General features: G+C 24.3%; 16 protein-coding genes, 1 other RNA gene and 1 pseudogene. 12 read left to right on the plus strand and 6 right to left on the minus strand.

The annotated features are described in order from the left end of the window. The first annotated feature begins 68 nt into the window (after window positions 1–68). Window positions 69–413 carry a TusE/DsrC/DsvC family sulfur relay protein gene (locus BAKON_RS02375; protein WP_014499603.1) on the plus strand — a complete coding sequence of 115 codons (345 nt, stop codon included), beginning with the start codon at window positions 69–71 and terminating at the stop codon, window positions 411–413. 9 nt (window positions 414–422) lie between these two features. Here the strand turns inward: BAKON_RS02375 and cyoE are convergent, their stop codons facing one another. Genes cyoE through cyoA form a run of 5 tightly spaced genes read right to left on the minus strand, consistent with a single transcriptional unit; the run spans window position 423 to window position 5,151 of the window. Beyond that, window positions 423–1,280 carry a heme o synthase gene (gene cyoE, locus BAKON_RS02380; protein WP_014499604.1) on the minus strand — a complete coding sequence of 286 codons (858 nt, stop codon included), beginning with the start codon at window positions 1,278–1,280 and terminating at the stop codon, window positions 423–425. Between the two features lie 26 nt (window positions 1,281–1,306). Further along, complete coding sequence (cyoD, locus tag BAKON_RS02385; protein WP_014499605.1) at window positions 1,307–1,624, minus strand: cytochrome o ubiquinol oxidase subunit IV; 318 nt, start codon at window positions 1,622–1,624, stop codon at window positions 1,307–1,309. Beyond that, window positions 1,624–2,241: a cytochrome o ubiquinol oxidase subunit III gene (gene cyoC, locus BAKON_RS02390; RefSeq protein ID WP_014499606.1), complete on the minus strand. Its 618-nt coding sequence runs from the start codon at window positions 2,239–2,241 to the stop codon at window positions 1,624–1,626. Before cyoC ends, cyoD begins: the two co-directional genes overlap by 1 nt. Then, window positions 2,238–4,226 (minus strand): cytochrome o ubiquinol oxidase subunit I, encoded by a 1,989-nt coding sequence (gene cyoB / locus BAKON_RS02395; RefSeq protein WP_014499607.1) that lies wholly within the window; start codon window positions 4,224–4,226, stop codon window positions 2,238–2,240. The genes cyoC and cyoB overlap by 4 nt, the downstream gene beginning before the upstream one ends. 4 nt (window positions 4,227–4,230) lie before the next feature. After that, window positions 4,231–5,151, minus strand: a complete 921-nt coding sequence (cyoA, locus tag BAKON_RS02400; protein ID WP_014499608.1) for a ubiquinol oxidase subunit II — start codon at window positions 5,149–5,151, stop codon at window positions 4,231–4,233. Window positions 5,152–5,403: 252 nt separating this feature from the next. Between cyoA and BAKON_RS02405 the strand changes: the two are divergent. From BAKON_RS02405 to BAKON_RS02440, 8 genes and pseudogenes are all read left to right on the plus strand, one after another. Next, a pseudogene (locus BAKON_RS02405) lies at window positions 5,404–5,725 on the plus strand (BolA family protein). A gap of 196 nt (window positions 5,726–5,921) precedes the next feature. After that, entirely contained in the window at window positions 5,922–7,241 is a 1,320-nt protein-coding gene (gene tig / locus BAKON_RS02410) for a trigger factor (protein ID WP_014499610.1), read from the plus strand. Between the two features lie 132 nt (window positions 7,242–7,373). After that, window positions 7,374–7,988: an ATP-dependent Clp endopeptidase proteolytic subunit ClpP gene (gene clpP / locus BAKON_RS02415; protein ID WP_014499611.1), complete on the plus strand. Its 615-nt coding sequence runs from the start codon at window positions 7,374–7,376 to the stop codon at window positions 7,986–7,988. Window positions 7,989–8,085: 97 nt separating this feature from the next. Continuing rightward, window positions 8,086–9,372: an ATP-dependent Clp protease ATP-binding subunit ClpX gene (clpX, locus tag BAKON_RS02420; protein WP_014499612.1), complete on the plus strand. Its 1,287-nt coding sequence runs from the start codon at window positions 8,086–8,088 to the stop codon at window positions 9,370–9,372. Between the two features lie 184 nt (window positions 9,373–9,556). Continuing rightward, window positions 9,557–11,914 (plus strand): endopeptidase La, encoded by a 2,358-nt coding sequence (lon, locus tag BAKON_RS02425; protein ID WP_014499613.1) that lies wholly within the window; start codon window positions 9,557–9,559, stop codon window positions 11,912–11,914. A gap of 106 nt (window positions 11,915–12,020) precedes the next feature. Further along, window positions 12,021–13,889, plus strand: a complete 1,869-nt coding sequence (locus BAKON_RS02430; protein WP_014499614.1) for a SurA N-terminal domain-containing protein — start codon at window positions 12,021–12,023, stop codon at window positions 13,887–13,889. A 756-nt stretch (window positions 13,890–14,645) separates the two neighbouring features. Then, on the plus strand, window positions 14,646–16,391 hold the full coding sequence (locus BAKON_RS02435) for a SmdA family multidrug ABC transporter permease/ATP-binding protein (protein WP_014499615.1): 1,746 nt from the start codon (window positions 14,646–14,648) through the stop codon (window positions 16,389–16,391). A gap of 23 nt (window positions 16,392–16,414) precedes the next feature. Further along, a complete protein-coding gene (locus BAKON_RS02440; RefSeq protein ID WP_014499616.1) occupies window positions 16,415–18,157 on the plus strand; it encodes a SmdB family multidrug efflux ABC transporter permease/ATP-binding protein in 1,743 nt (580 codons plus the stop codon). 4 nt (window positions 18,158–18,161) lie between these two features. Here BAKON_RS02440 and ffs read toward each other — a convergent pair. After that, window positions 18,162–18,257: signal recognition particle sRNA small type (gene ffs / locus BAKON_RS03210), an RNA gene on the minus strand. A 198-nt stretch (window positions 18,258–18,455) separates the two neighbouring features. Here ffs and dnaX point away from each other — a divergent pair. The 3 genes from dnaX to BAKON_RS02450 all read left to right on the plus strand — a co-directional run bounded on the left by dnaX (window position 18,456) and on the right by BAKON_RS02450 (window position 20,541). Then, entirely contained in the window at window positions 18,456–19,568 is a 1,113-nt protein-coding gene (gene dnaX / locus BAKON_RS02445) for a DNA polymerase III subunit gamma/tau (protein WP_014499617.1), read from the plus strand. Window positions 19,569–19,585: 17 nt separating this feature from the next. Continuing rightward, window positions 19,586–19,729 carry a hypothetical protein gene (locus BAKON_RS03240; protein WP_158306817.1) on the plus strand — a complete coding sequence of 48 codons (144 nt, stop codon included), beginning with the start codon at window positions 19,586–19,588 and terminating at the stop codon, window positions 19,727–19,729. Window positions 19,730–20,211: 482 nt separating this feature from the next. Beyond that, window positions 20,212–20,541: a YbaB/EbfC family nucleoid-associated protein gene (locus BAKON_RS02450; RefSeq protein ID WP_014499618.1), complete on the plus strand. Its 330-nt coding sequence runs from the start codon at window positions 20,212–20,214 to the stop codon at window positions 20,539–20,541. Window positions 20,542–20,675: the final 134 nt, after the last annotated feature.

The raw sequence follows: 20,675 nt of genomic DNA on the forward strand, positions 1-20,675 counted from the left end.
AATTCTCCATATTCAATTTAATATTCTTTAAAAACTTACATCTAACTTAAAAAATATTCATCAAAAACATGCATACTCATAAAAAAATATTATATACATATGAAAAAATCGAAAAGGATTCAGAGGGATATTTAAAGAGAACCAAAGATTGGAATACAATTTTAGCAGAAGAAATTGCAAAAAAAGAAAATATTAATTTAAGTTCTGATCACTGGAAAATAATAATTTTTATACGAAAATTTTATTTTAAATTTAATATAACACCTTCGATGAGAATGTTAATTAAAAGCATTAAACAAGAAATAGGAGAATCTAAAAGTAATAGTATTTATTTATTTAAATTATTTCCTAAAGGACCTGCTAAACAAGCTAGTAAAATTGCTGGAATACCTAAACCGGTCAAATGCTTATAAAAATACAGATCAAAATAAAATATCAATTGATATTAAAAAATTAAATACAACAATAACTACTATTGAATAATAAAACAATTGATATGCATGCTTTTTACTATTATTTTTTTTAATATTAGAATAAGATAAAAATAACCAATAAAAATTTATAATAGAAGATAAAAATAAAAAATTATAACTTAAATAATCTAAAAATGTTAATAATGAAGTACAAAAAACAAAACCAAAAACATAAAAAAAAATATGTTTTTTTGTAATATAAATACCTTTTACTACAGAAAAAATAGGAATTTTAGCTTTCTTATAATCTTTTATTCTCATAATAGAAATGGCATAAAAATGAGACATTTGCCAAAATATTAAAATAATAAACAATAGTATAGAACAGATATCAATAGTATTAGTAACCGCAGTATAACCAATAACAGATGGAGTCGATCCTGAAAAACTACCAACAAATGTCGAGTAAATCGATCTTCTTTTATATAACAATGTATATAAAATTACATAAACAAAAAACCCAAAAATCGATAAACTCATTGATAAAAAATTTACTAAATAACCTAATATAAATATACCTAATATACCTAACACAATAGCAAAATTTAATACGGGCAAGAAAGGTAGCAGTTTTTTTGATAACACTCTATTGCTCGTACGCTTCATTTTCTTATCTATATCAAAATCAATTAAATTATTAAAAACACAAGCGGAAGCTATTACTAGAGATGCACCTAAAATAGTATAAAAAAATAACAAAGAATTAAAAGTAGCATGTCTAGATGCAAATAAAAACCCCCCTATAATCAAAGTAATATTTCCGATAATAATACCTGGTTTAATTATCTCTAAATAATTTTTAAACATATAAATAATAGATCTTTAATTAAATTTTACATTATATGATGATTTAAATTATGCATAATCCATATAGAACCAAATACAACAATAAAAATTATCATAATGACGAATAATAAAGTTATAAGATTCCATCTTTCTTCTTTAGAAAAATTCAAATGTAAAAAATATATAAAATGAACAATAATCTGACTAATAGCACATAATATAAAGATTATACAATTAATTTTACTATAAAAAAAATTTTGTATTGCCAATACAAATGGAACTATAGTTAATAAAGTAGAAAACAAAAAACCTAATAAATAAGATTTAATGTCTTTATTCATATTTTCTTTAACAATATCAAACATTAAGCAGCTCCATTTAAATAAACAAAAGTAAAAACACAAATCCATATAATATCTAAAAAATGCCAAAAAATACTAAGACATAAGATTCGCGTACGAATAGAAGAGGTTAAACCTAGTTTTTTTATTTGATAAATAATTGATAATATTAGAATTAAACCGAAAAAAATATGAACTCCATGAGTAGCAACAAGAGTAAAAAAAATAGAAAAAAACGCATTTGTATCAGGTCTAAAATTCTCTAGTACAAGCTGATAAAACTCATAAATTTCCATCAATAAAAAAATAAAGCCCAAACAAAAAGTGATTGTTAAAAATGAATAAATCATTTTTATATTTTTCTGATTCATTGCAATAATAACAAAACCACAGGATAAAGAACTTAATAATAATAAAAGTGTTTCTAATAGAACAGAAGATAAATTAAAAATTTTATTGCTAATTAAATCAATTGATATATTTGAAGAAATTATAGCGTAAACAGCAAACAATACTGCAAACATAATACAATCGCTCATCAAATATATCCATAAACCAAATAATTTATTAACTTCTGAAGTTTTATCATGAACGCTTGAATTGACATGTAATGTTACATTATTTGTCTTATTTTCTATCATTTTAAACCTGCTTTTCGAATATTTTTCCAATGTTGATTTTCAATTCTTTTTATGTCTTTTGCTAATATAGTATACTCTTTATCCTCATTAAGACTGTTAATAATCAAACTCACAATAATCGCAAAAAAAGATAAAAAACACAACCAGGTAATATGCCAAACAGCCGAAAATCCAAATAATAATGAAAATATACTAATTAAAAAACCTAATCCTGTATTTTTAGGCATATGAATATCATGATAATTTGTATGATTCATTATTTTATTATAATTTTTTTCTTTTTTATTTTTCCAGAAATCATCTCTATCTTGTACTACAGGAATAATAGCAAAATTATATTCTGGAGCAGGTGAAGAAGTAGACCATTCTAAAGTTCTACCATCCCAAGGATCACCGGTTAAATCTAAATTATGTCGACGTTCTTTTATAGAAACTAAAAATTGAACTATTTGACATATAATTCCTACTCCAATCAAACATGCTCCAATAGCAGCAACACATAATAATATATGAAATTCAGAATCAATATTTTGACTTAAACGACGAGTCATACCCATCAATCCTAAGAAATATAAAGGAATAAAAGCAAGAAAAAAACCTATTATCCAAAACCAAAAAGCACGTTTACCCCATGTTTCATTCAAAACAAAACCAAATAATTTGGGGAACCAATAACTAATACCAGCAAAACAACCAAAAACAACTCCACCAATTATTACATTGTGAAAATGAGCAACTAAAAATAAACTATTATGTAAAATAAAATCAGCTGGAGGTACTGATAATAATACACCAGTCATTCCCCCAATAGAAAATGTTATTAAAAAACCTAAAGTCCATAACATAGAAGAATGCATATGCACGCGACCTTGATACATTGTAAATAACCAATTAAAAATTTTTACACCGGTAGGAATTGCTATAATCATAGTAGTAATGCCAAAAAAAGCGTTTATGTTTGCTCCTGCTCCCATAGTAAAAAAATGATGCAGCCATACAATAAAAGATAAAATAGTAATAGATAATGTAGCCCATACTAAAGAAACATAACCAAACAACCGTTTTTTAGAAAAAGTTGCTACTATTTCTGAAAACACACCAAATACTGGTAGTACTAAAATATAAACTTCTGGATGACCCCAAATCCATATTAAATTAACATACATCATTGCATTCCCACCTAAATCATTAGTAAAAAAATGAAAATTAAAATAACGATCTAAAGTCAGTAATACAAGAGTAATAGTTAAAACTGGAAATGAAATAACTATAAGAATATTAGTACACAAAGAAGTCCATGCAAAAACTGGCATTTTAAAAAAAGACATACCAGGTGCTCTCATTTTTAAAATTGTTACTAAAAAATTAACTCCTGTTAATGTTGTTCCAATACCAGCAATTTGTAAGCTCCAAATCCAATAATCAACTCCAACACCTGAACTGTATTTTATACCAGATAATGGGGGATAAGCTAACCATCCTGTTTGAGCGAATTCTCCTATTCCCAATGATAAAGTAAGCAACACAGCACTACTAACATTCAACCAAAAACTTAAATTATTAAGAAATGGAAAAGCGACATCACGAGCTCCAATTTGTAATGGTATTACTAAATTCATTAAACCAATTACAAGAGGCATAGCTACAAAAAAAATCATTATCACACCATGAGCTGTAAATATTTGGTCGTAATGATGTGGTGGTAAAAATCCTTTTAAACCTGCTGATGAAATTACTTGTTGAGTACGCATTAATATAGCATCAACAAAACCACGAAACAACATAATAAACGCTAGGATTACATACATAATAGATATTTTTTTATGATCAACTGTAGTAAACCATTCAGACCATAAATATTGCCATTTTTTGTAATAGGTAATAGTTGATACAATACATAATGCAATTAAAATAATAGCGCTATATGTAATCATTATAATAGGTTCATGATAGGGTATAGCATCAAATGTTAATTTTCCGAACATTATTCTATTTCTCCACGTTAGAATTTTTCTCTACAATTTTATGCATCATATCTTTATTTAAAATTTGAAAATTTTTTATAGAAAATTGACTTATAATTTGATTAAATAAATTTTTTTTAACACTAGAAAAATATTCTATTGAATATTTTTCATCTGGAATAGACAATGCATTAAAGATTTTTATTGTATTTAATTTTAAAGGTGAAGTTTTTATTTTTTTGACCCAATTTTGAAAAGTCAAATCTTTTAAAACAGATATGGCAGTGAATTTCATATTAGAAAAACCTTTTCCACTATAATTAGATGATATACCTTTATATTTTCCTGGATTATTAGCAATTAAATTTAATTCAGTTGTCATTCCAGGCATAGCGTATATCTGACTGCCTAAGGATGGAATAAAAAAAGCATTCATAACAGAATTTGAAGTAATTCGAAAAACTACAGGTCTATTAACAGGAAAAACAATTTCATTAATAGTGGCAATATTATAATCTGGATAAATAAATAACCATTTCCAATCTAATGCAACTGCATCTATTTTTATAGGATTATTAAAAGATGCTATAGGTTTTTTTGGCTCTAATCTATGGCTGTAACTCCAAGATAAAAATGCTAAAATAGAAACTATTATAATTGGAATAGTCCACACTACTATTTCTATTTTTTTTGAATCAGACCAATCAGGTTTATAAATCTGATTTATATTCGTCGAACGATATTTAATAGAAAAATATATAGTCATAAATATTACAGGAATAATGATTAACAACATCATTATAAAAGATATTAATATTAATGAACATTCCTCTATAGCAATAGTTCCATGAGGATTTAATAATAAACTATCGCATCCACTTAGAAAAAAAAATATTAAAGTTAATGATGATATTTTAAAAAAATTATTATAATTTAAACAGGTCATTCAAAAACCTCAAAAATAATATGATTGTTTTTTATTAAAAATTTTTTATAAAAATAATATTTTTAAAAATTATTTTTATTTAAAAATTATTCTTTTATAAAGAAAGTAATAATTTGTGAAATAATTGAATTATTTTTTAAAAATTGATAAAATTTAAAATTAAAAAATATAATATAATGCTCTTCATATAATTAGTATAAAAGTATTTATTTATAATTTTTTTATTAAATAAAACAGGCATAACATCAATTCATGACTCTAGAAAAAATAAAAAAGTATTTAACTTCCACAATAAAGATAAAATTTATTGAAATTCATGATGATAGTTTGTTTCATAATTATCAAGAAAAAGGTCTTACACATTTAAGAATAATTATTGTCAGCAATGATTTTATTCATCAAAAAATAATTGATAGACACCGTGTAATTTTTTCAAAACTGTCAAAAATACTTACAAAAAAAATATATTCATTGACATTGAATACTTATACTTTACATGAATGGATATTTAAAGAATTTAAAAAAAACAATAACACTAAGTGTTTAAAAAGAAAATAATATTTTATCAGTTTAATAAAAAAAGTTTTATAAATATAATTATATAATTTTTTTAAAAAATTAATATTAAAAATATGTAAAGATAACTTAAAAAATATATTTTTATGAAAAACTTACACTTTATAAAAAATTCAATTAAAGTATAAATAAAATTTTTTTAAAAATAGAATATCTAAAATATACTGATAAAAGTAATCGTTTGAGGTAATAAGATGAAATTTTTTATGGAAAAAAATAAAGATGCAGGTCATCGTGTTACAATTAAGATTCCAAAAATAACAGTGAATGATTCTCTTATGAGAGAATTTATAAAAATCAACAAAACGACTAAAATTAATGGATTTAGAAAAGGTAAAACTCCTGTAAAAGTTATACAAGAAAAATATGGTGATTCTATTTATTATGATATATTTAAACAACTAATGCAAAAATTTTTTCATGAGTTCATAAATAAAGAAAAAATAAAAATTATTGGCTCTCCAAAATTTTACATGCATCAAAATGATAATAAAAAAAAAGAAGATTTTGAATATTCTGTGATTTATGAGATGTATCCAGAATTTAAAATAAAAAATATAAAACAATTAAAAGCTAAAAAAGTTAATGTCACAACAACAGATAAAGATATCGAGGAAAATATAAAAAAATATCAAAAAAAAGATATTTGGAACTCAGTGAATAGAGCAATCAAACCCTATGATCGTATAACAATTAATTATTCTATTTATGAAAAAAATATAGAAATAAAAAAATTCAAAAAAGAGAATATTGTCTTTATTGTATCTCAAAACACATTGATACCTCAATTAAATTATAAAATAATTAATCATTTTATTAATGATATTATTTTTTTTAACATTAAATTTCATCAATTTCATCCAGAAAAAGAACTTCAAAATAAAGATATAACATTTAAAATAAAAATCGTTAAAATAGAAAAAAAACAAGACGTAGAAGAAAATAGAATAAAAAATAAAACAGAAAAAAAATTAACTAAACCAGATTACCAAATCATTAAAAATAATCTAGATACTCAAATTAATATCATAACTGAAAAATATTTAGAAGATCAAATCATACAAAAAATAATCGAAAAAAATATTATATTAATACCTCAACTTTTATTTCAAGAAGAAGTGAATATTTTATATAGAGAATATAAAAAAAAATATAAAGAAGAAAGTTCTAATATTTTAGAAAAAAAATACCATTTTAATATTGATTTGCAAGCAAAAAAAAGATTATATCATCGCATGATAATCGAAAAAATAATTTCTGATAATCAATTGTTTATAGACGAAGATAAGATACAAAAATTAATTAAAAAAATATCCTTAAATCACAAAAAACCAATAGAAATTATTAATTTATATAATAAAAATAAAAATTTAAAAAACACGGTAAAAAATATAGAATTAGAAAATCAAGCCATGAGTTTATTGAAAAAAAGCATTCAAATTGAAAAAGAACATTGGACTTTTGATAAATTCATAAATTACAACTGGACAAATCATGAAGAACTAATTCTATAACTAATAATAAGATTGTATGGTAACAGAAAATTTTTTTAATTTATCAATCTTAAAAAATAATAATTAATATTATTAAATAATTTAAAAAACAAATTATTACAAAATGATATTGGGTATTTTCAGGAATAAAACATGCTATATAATAATCAAAAAAATTTGTGCACAACTTTAATTCCGATGGTTGTAGAACAGCATTCTAAAGGAGAACGCTCATATGATATATACTCAAGATTATTAAAAGAACGTATAATTTTTATGATAGGAACTATTGAAGATAATATGGCTAATAATATTGTAGCTCAAATATTATTTTTAGAAGCTGAAAATCCAGAAAAAGATATATTTTTATACATTAACTCTCCAGGAGGCATCATTACATCAGGCATGTCTATTTATGACACGATGCAATTTGTTAAACCAGAAATAAGTACTATTTGCATGGGTCAAGCATGTTCAATGGCTGCCTTGTTATTAACATCTGGAACTAAAGGAAAAAGATTTTGTTTACCTAATTCGAAAGTTATGATTCATCAACCATTAGGTGGATATCAAGGACAGGCTTCAGATATCGCTATTCATGCTAGAGAAATAATGGAAATGAAAAAAAAATTAAATAAACTAATGTCATTTCATACCGGTCAATCTATAAAAAAAATAAATAAAGACACAGAACGTGATTGTTTTTTATCAGCAGACGAATCTGTAAAATATGGACTAATCGATTTTATTTTAACTCGGCGTCAATAAAAAATTAAATTCATAAATTTTTTTATAAAACATTATATAAAAACATATAGAATCTATTTACTCAGAAATATATAACGTGTACAAAAAGAGGTTAAACATGACAGATAAGAGTAAAGAAAATTCTAAAAAGCTAATTTATTGTTCTTTTTGTGGTAAAAATCAACAAGAAGTACAAAAGTTAATAGCTGGTCCAACAGTATATATATGCAATGAATGTGTACGATTATGTAATGATATCATTACTGAAGAAAATTCCAAAAACAAAATAACTGATTCTGAAAATAAAATCAATTATTTACCGACACCACGTGAAATAAAAAAACATCTTGATAATTATGTAATTGGACAAGATCATACAAAAAAAGTCCTATCTGTTGCGGTTTATAATCATTATAAACGTCTTTATAACTTTAATAAAAACACAGATTTAGTTGAATTAGGTAAAAGTAATATTTTATTGATTGGCCCAACAGGTAGTGGAAAAACACTATTAGCACAAACATTAGCTAAATTATTAGACGTGCCCTTTACTATTGCAGATGCAACAACTCTAACTGAAGCCGGATATGTAGGAGAAGATGTTGAAAACGTAATACAAAAATTATTACAAAAATGTAAATATAATGTGAAAAAAGCAGAATTAGGAATTGTTTATATTGATGAGATAGATAAAATAGCAAGAAAATCTGATAATCCTTCTATTACTAGAGATGTATCTGGAGAGGGAGTACAACAAGCTCTATTAAAGTTGATCGAAGGAACATTAGCTTCTGTTCCTCCTCAAGGAGGACGAAAACATCCACAACAAGAATTTTTGCAAGTTAACACATCAAATATTTTATTTATATGTGCTGGTGCATTTTCAGAATTATCTAAAATTATCTCTAAAAGACTCGATACAGGAACAGAGATAGGTTTTAACGCTGATGTTAAAGGTAATAAACAAAAAATATCAGAAAATGTTTTATTAAAACAAGTAGAACCTGAAGATTTAATAAAATTTGGATTAATTCCAGAATTTATTGGCCGTTTACCAATAATAACTATATTAAAAAAATTAACTGAAGATGCATTAGTCAATATATTATGCAAACCTAAAAACGCATTAATTAAACAATATCAAACGTTATTTGACTTAGAAAAAGTACAATTGGAATTTAATACAGAATCTATTATAGCCATTGCAAGAAAAGCTATGAATAAAAAAACAGGTGCAAGAGGATTAAGATCTATTATTGAAAGTATATTACTCAATATAATGTACGAATTGCCATCTATGGTTAATGTAGAAAAAGTATTAATTAACAAGTCTGTTGTAAACGCTAATTCATCACCAGAAATAATATATGGAAAGAACAAATCAAAAAAAGCATCAGGTGAATAAAGAAAACATCTGATGATCTAAAAAATAAAAGCAATGAGCTTTTATTTTATCAAACGCTTAGCATTAAACGTCAAGCGACCATTCCGATATACTTGGCTGATCATAAGTGTAACTGCATGTTTTATTATATCGTGCAGTTTTTAAATATTATTAACATCAGTAAATCCAACTAAGAGAGAGCTCTATGAATTCTGAGCGTTCTGAACGCATTAAAATCCCTGTCTTACCATTAAGAGATGTAGTTATATATCCTTATATGGTGATTCCATTGTTTGTAGGTCGTAAAAAATCAATCCAATGCATTGAAACATCTATGAATAATGATAAAAAAATTATGTTAATTGCACAAAAAGAAGCCTCTAAAGATGAACCTACTACAGATGATTTATTTAATATAGGAACTATCAGTTCAATTTTACAAATGTTAAAATTACCAGATGGTACAGTAAAGGTACTAATTGAAGGATTACAACGTGCCTGTATTAAAAATTTAAAAAATAATGGAAAACATTTTATTGCAGAAGTAGAATTAATTGTTTCTCCTACTATTTTAGATAAAGAACAAGAAGTATTAATTCGTACAACAATTAATCAATTTGAGTCTTACATTAAACTTAATAAAAAAATTCCATCGGAAATATTAAACACTCTTAATAATATTAAGAGTTCAGAAAAATTAGCAGATACTATTGCTGCTCATATGCCATTAAAATTAAACGATAAACAATCAGTTTTAGAAATACATAATATAAATGAGAGATTAGAGTTTTTAATGGCTATTATGGAAACTGAAATAGATTTACTGCAAGTTGAAAAAAGAATTAGAAACCGTGTTAAAAAACAAATGGAAAAAAGTCAAAGAGAATATTATTTAAATGAACAAATAAAAGCTATACAAAAAGAACTTGGTGATATGGATGAAATTCCAGATGAAAATAAAATATTAAAACGTAAAATTAAAGCCTCAAAAATGCCAAAAGAAGCAAAAGATAAAACAGAATCAGAACTTCAAAAATTAAAAATGATGTCACCTATGTCAGCAGAAGCAACAGTAGTACGTAGTTATATTGATTGGATGATACAAGTGCCTTGGCATGTCAGAACAAAAATAAAAAAAGATATTCAACAAGCTAAAAAAATTCTTGATATTGATCATTTTGGTCTTGAAAAGGTTAAAGATCGAATCTTAGAATATTTAGCGGTACAAAGCCGAAAAAATAAAATCAAAGGTCCTATTTTGTGTCTGATTGGACCACCTGGAGTAGGAAAAACATCGTTAGGAAAATCTATTGCGAGATCTACAGGTAGAAAATATGTAAGAATGGCTTTAGGAGGAATAAGGGATGAAGCAGAAATTAGAGGACATAGACGTACATATATAGGTTCTATGCCTGGAAAACTAATTCAAAAAATGGCAAAAGCAAAAGTTAAAAATCCTCTTTTTTTACTAGATGAAATTGATAAAATGTCTCGTGATATAAGAGTGGATCCAGCATCTGCTTTATTAGAAGTATTAGATCCAGAACAAAATGTAACTTTCAATGATCATTATCTAGAAGTAGATTATGATCTTTCAGATGTTATGTTTGTAGCCACGTCAAATTCTATGAATATACCCGCACCATTACTTGATCGCATGGAAATTATTCGTCTCTCTGGTTATACTGAAAACGAAAAACTAAATATAGCTAAACGATATCTATATCCTAAACAACTAGAAAGAAATGCACTAAAAGAAGATGAATTAACAATTACTGATAATGCAATAATGAGTATTATTCACTATTATACTCGTGAAGCAGGTGTCAGAGCTTTAGAACGTGAAATTTCTAAAATATGTCGAAAAGTAGTAAAAAATTTACTATTAGATAAATCTTTAAAACACATCGAAATAAATAGAAAAAATTTAAAAAAATTTTTAGGAATCAAACGTTTTGATTATGGAAAAAGCAATAAAACTAATCAAATCGGACAAGTAATTGGATTAGCATGGACTGAAGTAGGTGGAGAATTACTAACAATTGAAACAGCATGCGTATCAGGAAAAGGGAAGCTTACATATACAGGTTCTTTAGGCGAAGTTATGCAAGAATCAATTCAAGCGGCATTAACTGTCGTTCGCTCCCAAGCTAATAAATTAGGAATCAAAAAAGATTTTCATGAAAAACATGATATTCATGTTCATGTTCCTGAAGGTGCGACACCAAAAGATGGTCCAAGTGCCGGTGTAGCAATGTGTACAGCTATAGTTTCATCATTAACAAAAAATCCTGTTAAATCTAATGTTGCGATGACAGGTGAAATAACTCTGCGTGGACAGATATTGCCTATCGGAGGATTAAAAGAAAAACTATTAGCAGCACATCGTGGAGGAATACAAAAAGTATTAATACCCTATGAAAATAAACGTGATCTAGAAGAAATACCTCAAAATATTATTAAAGGATTGCAAATATATCCAGTAAAAAAAATCGAAGAAGTTTTAAATTTAGCATTAGAAAATGCACCTTATGTTTTAATGCAGAAAAATAATATTATATAAATAAAATAAAATTTGGCTGACAAAAAATTGTCAGCCTTTATATTTAATAACAATAAAAAATTTTTTATTTTTACTCAATATTAAAAACATATAGGATCGTTATATCATGACAAAATATTTACAAGCGCGATCAACTCGTATTATAGTTAAATGTATTTTAGGGATAATTATTTTATCTTTAATATTGAGTACCATGACTAGTTATATCAATAAAGATTTTGAAAAATATATAGCAACAGTAAATGGTGAAAAAATTAGTTTCAATGTTTTTAAAAAAATGTATTTCATCGAAAGAGAGAAACAAAAAAAGATACTGGGAAAAAATTTTTTTGAACTTAGTCATAATGAAATATTTATAAAAGAAACTTATAATTACATTTTATCTCAATTAATTAATAACGTTCTTTTGGAACAATACGCAAAAAAAATGCAATTTCAAGTTGATGATGATAAAATAAAAGAAATAATATTAAATGCTCCTATATTTCAAAAAAATCAAAAATTTAGTAAAGAACGATATTTTAATTATCTAACTTCTGTAAACTTAAATAATCATGACTATATAAATATAATTAAGAGAAAAATTAATACTGAAAATTTAATAAATACCATTAATAACAGTAATTTTATTTTAGAAAATGAAGAAAAAAACATTATCAAACTACTGTCTCAAAAAAGAATAATTAAAAAATCAATAATTAAAATAAGTTCTATGATTGATAAGCAAAATATAACTGATGTGGAAGCGAAAAATTATTTTCATAAAAATAAAAAAAATTTTTACGATCCAGATAAATTTAAAATTAATTTTGTTCAATTAAAACTAGATAATTTTAAAGCAACTTGTAATAATAAAGAAATTCAGGAATGGTATTTAAAAAATCTTACACGATACTCAACACAAGAAAAAAGAAAATATAGTATTATTCAAACTAAAAATAAAAATGAAGCATTATCAATATTATCCAGACTACAGAATACACCAGAAGATTTCTCAAGAATAGCCAAAGAAAAATCGACAGATCCTATTTCATCAAAAAAAGGTGGAGATATCGGATGGCTATCAATCGATGTCATACCTAATGAAATTAAATATGCACATTTAAATAAAAAAAACCAAATATCTAATATTATCCCATTTCATGATGAATTTTTAATAGTCAAATTAAATGAAATTTTAATTGGAAAACAAAAAAAAATACATGAAGTATTTGATGTTATTAAAAATGAAATACTAGCTAAAAAATCATTAGATTTGTATACAAGAATAAAAAATCAAATATCTAATAATATCAAAAAAAATCCAGATAAAGTTGAATTCATTCTTAAAAAAAACAATATATCAAGTGAAGAAACTGATTGGTTTGATAAAAAATCAATTCCTACAGTCTTAAACATGCCTGTTTTAAAAAAAATTATTTTTAATAAAAAATTATTTCAAAAAGATATAAAAGTAAAACCAAAGCTACATTTTGTCATTTTAAAAAACAATCAATCTTTTTTAATCAAACATCAAGATTTTAGAAATAAAACAATGCAAAAATTTAAAAATGTTAAAAAAAATATTATAAAAAAATTAAAATTTATAAAAGCAGAACAAGAAGCAAAACAAAAATCAGAAAAAATTATTGATCAATTAAAAAAAGGAAAAAAAGATTTATTTCACAAATTAAATCTTCATTTTTCCAATCCTGAAATTATATCTCGTTACGATCAAAATTCTATTACGCCAATAGTTTTTTCTTTACCACATCCAGAAAAAAATAAAAAAATATATACTGTATATCAAGACAAAAATAAAAATTTTATAATTATTTCATTTGAAAAAATATATAATACAAATTTCTCAAAAAAAGAAAAAAATATTATTATTGAATATTTAGAAAAAAATAATACTGAAATAATTTTTAATTCTATTCTCAAAGATCTTCGTGAAAAATCAACTATTAAATATGAAAAAATAGAAACAATATAACCCACACCTAAAAAAGTTATTCGATATAAATATATTTTCTATCAATACGAATAACTTTACAAAAAACTATAACTTAATTGAAAAAACATTTAAAATTAATTATAATATTTTTCATTTTCTTACTTTTTATAGATAGAAAAAATAATTCAGTTATCATTTTTTCAAGTTTTTCCTTTCTAAAGAAAAACTATTAAATATTTTAATACAACCTTTTTTAATTAAATACTATTATAAAAGTAATTATCTTTTTTAAAAAAATATTACCATTAATATTTAATATAATAATATCATTTATTATTTTAAAAAATTCATCTCTAAAATTTAAATAATCAAAAAAATTATTTTTACTTATATCTAAAACTACTGATTCTATTTTCTTAATAGAAAGTATATATACAAGATACAGTTAAAAATATAATATTACGAATAATTATAAGATAAGTATCTAATAAAAAAATGCTATAAATTAGTATATTCTTAATCAAGATGCTTCTAAATACATTTTAAAAATCGTTAATATATCAAACTATATATTTTTTTTTAATAAAAACGAAAGAGATATATTTCAAATTTCTATAATTTTTTATAATTTATTGTTTTTTTAATTAGTATTATTCTATAAAATAAAAAATATATAATATTAACTATAAATTAATAAAAAATTAATATTAAGATTAAAAAGATAAAAATATTTTTTAATTTAAAATATTTCAGTTTTAAAAACACCTTTTTAATATTTAAAAATTAGGATTTTTTGTGAAATTGTTTAATCAGTTAAGATGGTTTTTCGTACGAGAATGGAAAAGATATTTAGGGGCAATTTTATTATTAATAATAATTGCTACTTTACAGTTATTACCACCTAAAATAGTTGGTATCTTAATAGATTTAATTATAAAAAAAAATATGCATGGCTTGCAAATATTGCCTTGGATTTCGATTATTCTTTTAGTAGCCATAACTGTATATATATTACGTTATTTATGGAGAATACTACTATTTGGAGCTTCTTATAAATTAGCTACAGAACTTCGTGTAAAATTTTATTCTTATCTTAGTCAACAAAGTCAAATATTTTTTTTAAAAAATAGAACTGGAGATTTAATAGCTAGAGCAACTAACGATGTTGATCGTGTAGTTTTTGCTGCAGGAGAAGGTGTTTTAACACTTGTAGATTCATTAGTTATGGGTTTTTCTGTTTTAATAGTCATGAGCACTCAAATTAGTTTTTTATTAACAATAATTTCTTTAATACCGATGCCAATAATGGCTATATTAATCAAAAAATATGGAAAAGAACTACATGATACTTTTCGTCATGCTCAGATTGCTTTTTCTTCATTGAATAATCAAACACAAGAAATATTTACAAGTATTCGAATGATTCGAGCCTTTGGACTAGAAAAAAATCAATCAAATAAATTTGATACAATTGTAACTAAAACAGGAAAAAAAAACATGGAAGTAGCTAAAATAGATGCTCGTTTTGATCCAGTAATTTATTTATCAGTAGCTTTTTCTAATTTATTAGCAATAATAGGCGGAGGATGGCTTGTATGGAATAATCAGATTACTATAGGACAACTAACCAGTTTTATTATGTATCTTGGACTAATGATTTGGCCAATGTTAGCGCTTGCATGGATGTTTAATATCGTTGAAAGAGGCAGTGCGGCTTGGGATCGAATATATTCGATTATAAATAAAGAATTATATATTAAAGACGGAAATAAAACTATTCCGCTATCTCCTGGGATATTAAGTATCAATATTAATAAATTCTGTTATCCAAACAATCACATTCCATCTTTAAAAAATATAAATATTATTATCAAACCAGGCAATACTCTAGGTATTTGCGGTCCTACAGGATCTGGAAAAAGCACTTTATTGAAACTTATCCAAAGACAATTTCATTTTAATAAAGAGGAAATAGTTTATCATTCTTCATCATTATTAGAACTAAAAATTGATGATTGGAGAAGTAGAATTGCAGTGATAAATCAAACTTCTTTTTTGTTTTCCGAAAGTATAGCTAATAATATTTCTTTAGGAAAAACTAATGCCTCTCAAAAAGAAATTGAAGAAGTAGCGAAATTAGCTGACGTGCATGAAGATATTCTCTGTTTACCCAAAAAATATGAAACACAAGTAGGAGAACGTGGTGTCATGTTATCTGGTGGTCAAAAACAGCGTATTTGTATAGCTCGTGCATTATTATTAAATTCAGAAATATTAATATTAGACGATGCACTCTCTGCTGTTGATGCTCAAACTGAAAATAATATCTTAAAAAATATTAATAAATGGAAAAAAAAGGGACACTCATTAATTATTACAGCACACCGTCTATCTTCATTAATTAACTCAGATGAAATTATAGTAATAAAAAATGGTTTAATTATACAAAGAGGGAATCATTTTAAATTAATTCAAGAAGAAAATTGGTATAAATCGATGTATAATTATCAAAAATTAACAACAGAACTTGAGGATAACTAAAAAACAGGTGAAAAATTTATAATATGGATCATTTAATTCAGTTTTGGCCGATTTTAAAACGTTTACTAATTTACTTAAAACCTTATCAAAAAAAACTAATTTTAGCATTTGTTTTACTCTTAAGTGGATCAATATCAGAAGTTTTAGGTCCGATTTTAATAAGTTATTTTATTAATAATATTTTATCTAAACATAAATTAGACTTAATAATAATATTAACAATAATCATATTATTTATAATGTTACAAATATTATCAGTTTTTATGAATTATTTTCAAAGTATTTTATTTAATCAAATAGCAGTAAAAAGTATTAATAAATTGCGTCAAGATGTTATGTATGCCGCATTACGACAACCTATTAGCGAATTTGATTCTCAACCTATTGGGCAAATGATTTCAAAAGTAACTAACGACACTGAAGCAGTTAAAGAACTATATGATACAGTTGCACCTACATTATTTCGCAGTACAATATTAATTTTCATTATATTATGCGCAATGTTTGCTCTTGAATGGCATATGGCAATGATAGCTTTATTTATTTTGCCATTAGTAATTACGATCATGTTAGTTTATCAAAATTATAGTACTCCACTTTTAAGAAAAGTAAGATATCACTTAGCTGATATTAACAATAAATTTAATGAAACTATTAATGGAATGAATGTAATTCAACAATTTCGTCAACAACGTAGATTTGAAGAGAAAATAAAAAAAAGCAGTCATTTGCATTATATTTCACGAATGAAAATATTAAGATTAGATGGTTTTTTATTAAGACCATTACTTAGTTTATTATCTGCTATAATATTATGTAATTTTATATTTTTATTTAGTTTTTTTCCTATTGGAGCATTTGAAGTAGGTGTTTTATATGCATTTATCACTTATCTTGGACGACTTAATGAGCCTTTAATTGCTATTACTATTCAGCAATCAGTATTACAACAATCTATTGTTGCGGGAGAAAGAATATTTTCACTTATAGATTCACCAAAACAAAAATATGGAAAAAACAAAGATGTATTAAAAAGTGGGAAAATAAATATAAAAAATGTTAATTTCCACTATCCAAACTCTAAAAAAAATATATTAGAAAACATCAATATTAATATTCCGTCTAAAAGTTTTGTAGCATTCGTAGGACATACTGGTAGTGGAAAAAGTACCTTAGCGAATTTGCTAATGGGGTACTATCCAGTAAAAAACGGAAGAATATATTTAGATAATAAATCTATTGATTCAATAAGTCATGGTACATTAAGAAAAAATATATTAATGGTACAACAAGATCCAATAATTCTCTCAGATACTGTATTATATAATATAACCTTAGGAAGAAAAATATCTACAGAAAAAGTGTGGAGCATATTAGATACAGTTCATCTTTCATCTTTAGTAAAATCTATGCCAAACGGCATTTCTTCTGTATTAGGAGAAGAAGGTAATAATTTATCTGTTGGTCAAAAACAACTACTAGCTATTGCCAGAATATTAGTTGCATATCCTAAAGTACTTATACTAGATGAAGCGACTGCTAATATTGATTCTGGTACAGAACAACTAATTCAAAAAACATTATTATCAATTAGAAAAAATTGCACGTTAGTAGTTATTGCTCATAGACTTTCGACTATTATTGAAGCAGATTTAATCGTGGTATTAAAAAAAGGAAAAGTAATTGAATTTGGTACTCATCAACAATTATTAAAGAAAAAAAATTGTTATTGGAAAATGTACAAATTTCAACTATCTAAATTTTAAGAGTTTCTGTTAGCTTTATCATAACACCTGTATTAACTGATGTGGCTGCTTCCTTCCGAACCTGACCAAGTGTTCAACTTTACAGTGTTTGGAGCTAACAGAAAACTCTACTTATATTTTTTATAACAGAAAAAATTAGAATTTCTATTGTATAGGTCAAATTTAAAATTTACAACTAATATTTACGGTTAAATTATATATTCTAAAAAATATTTATTAAATAAAACAAGAGTACTTTCATAATATAATAAATATTGATAGCATAATAATATTTTAATAAAATCATTATAAGATTTATATGAACTATGAAATATTAGCACGAAAATGGCGTCCACAATCTTTTCAAGATATAATTGGTCAAAAACATATTGTAACTGCTATATCCAATGGATTATCTCTTGGTCGTATTCATCATGCATGGTTATTATCTGGTACTAGAGGAATAGGAAAAACTACCATTGCGCGGTTACTTGCTAAAAGTTTAAATTGTCAAAATGGCATTACATCAAGCCCTTGTAGAAAATGTATTATTTGCAAAGAAATAGAAAAAGGATTATGTTTAGATGTATTAGAAATAGATGGCGCTTCTCGTACTAAAGTAGAAGATATACGAGAAATGTTAGATAATATTTATTATGCTCCAACAAAAAGCCGTTTTAAAGTGTATTTAATTGATGAAGTTCATATGCTTTCTCGTCATAGTTTTAATGCACTTCTTAAAACGCTTGAAGAACCTCCTAAACATGTTAAATTTATTTTAGCAACCACAAATATAGAAAAAATTCCCAAAACTATTATTTCTCGTTGTTTGTATTTTAAGTTGCAGATAATATCTGAAGAAAAAATTTTTAATTTTTTAAAAAAAATTTTAATTAAAGAATCTATTAATACTGACGAATATTCTTTAAAAAAAATCTCTTATCATGCTAAAGGGAGTATACGAGATGCACTTAACTTACTAGAACATGCTATAAATCTCGGAAATGGTCATGTTTATATAAAAAACATAAATGAAATGTTAGGAATTCCACCTGAAAAATATTCTTTTTTATTGACTGATGCTGTTTTAAAAAAAGATTCAAAAAAAACAATGCTATTGTTAAATAAAATAAGTGCTATAGGAGTAGAATGGGAGGAAGTTTTAATAGAAATGTTACATTTTTTATATCATATTTCTATATCACAAAATTTTCCATTAGTATGGGAGAAATTTTTTTCTGGAAAATATCAGAATCAGATAAAAAAAACAGCTCAAGATATCAACAAAAAAGATATTCAGTTATGTTATCAAGTGCTATTAAATGGAAGAAAAGAACTTAAGTTTGCTCCAAGTCAAAAAATAGGAGTAGAAATGTCTTTATTACGTGCAATTACTAAAATAAAAAAAAATAAAAATATTTTATTAAGATAATTTGAGTATTGAAAAAAATGAATGAAACAATAAACTCGGTATTAAAAAATAGAAAAGAATTGCTTGAAAATAAAAAAAAAATAACAGCTCTAAAAAATAGCAAAAAAAAAGAAACTTATATGAAAAAAATAAAATCAATATCTAAAAAAAATTATTTTTAGTTAAACATTGAAAAAAATAAAAAATCATTAATTATATTAAAAAAAAAATTAAAAACCAGATTCTTGATATACAGAAACATACAGCTTAAACAATTTAACAATCAATGCCAAACAATTAGTAATGCATACCTTACATGAAAATTTCTTAAAATTTTAGTATGTGCATTTAAATAATAAAAAAAATCTAATACAGTTGAATATATAAATAATTTTAAAAGAGAACTTCATAAAATAACTAAAAAAAATTCAACTAATCATAAGAAAAAAGAAAATATATACATTAAATCCTTATAAATAGTTTTGCAAAATATATTAAAAAAAGAATATTAAAAAAAGTATTTATTATTAAAAAAGTATCTTAATATTAAAACATTAAAAAAATTCTTTAACATAGAGTTTCATAAGAAAATATTATTCTAATTTAAATCGACTAAAAGAGAAAAAATATCATTTTTATATCATAAAAAGAGAGATCAAAATATATGTTTACTAAAGGTGGTTTAGGTAATTTAATGAAACAAGCGCAACAAATGCAAGAAAAAATGGCAAAAATACAAGAAGAAATAGCTCAAATGGAAGTTACAGGAGAAGCAGGAGCTGGATTAGTTAAAGTAACTATTAATGGAGCACATAATTGTAGACGTGTCGAAGTAGATCCTAGTTTGCTTCAGGATGATAAAGATATGCTAGAAGATTTAGCCGCAGCTGCATTTAATGATGCAACCAGAAGAATATCTGAAGTACAAAAAAAGAAAATGTCTGCTATATCTACAGGTATGCAGCTTCCAAATGGATTTAATATACCAGTTTAAATTATATAAAAAAATAATATAAAGTAAAAAAATATTATTAATAAAATAATTATAAATTAATTTAAAATTATTAATTTTGTTATAAAAGAAATACTTGTAGAACTATACTTTTTATATTTTAAAAAAAATCACTT

The organism is Buchnera aphidicola str. Ak (Acyrthosiphon kondoi) (assembly GCF_000225445.1).
GTDB lineage: Bacteria > Pseudomonadota > Gammaproteobacteria > Enterobacterales > Enterobacteriaceae > Buchnera > Buchnera aphidicola_A.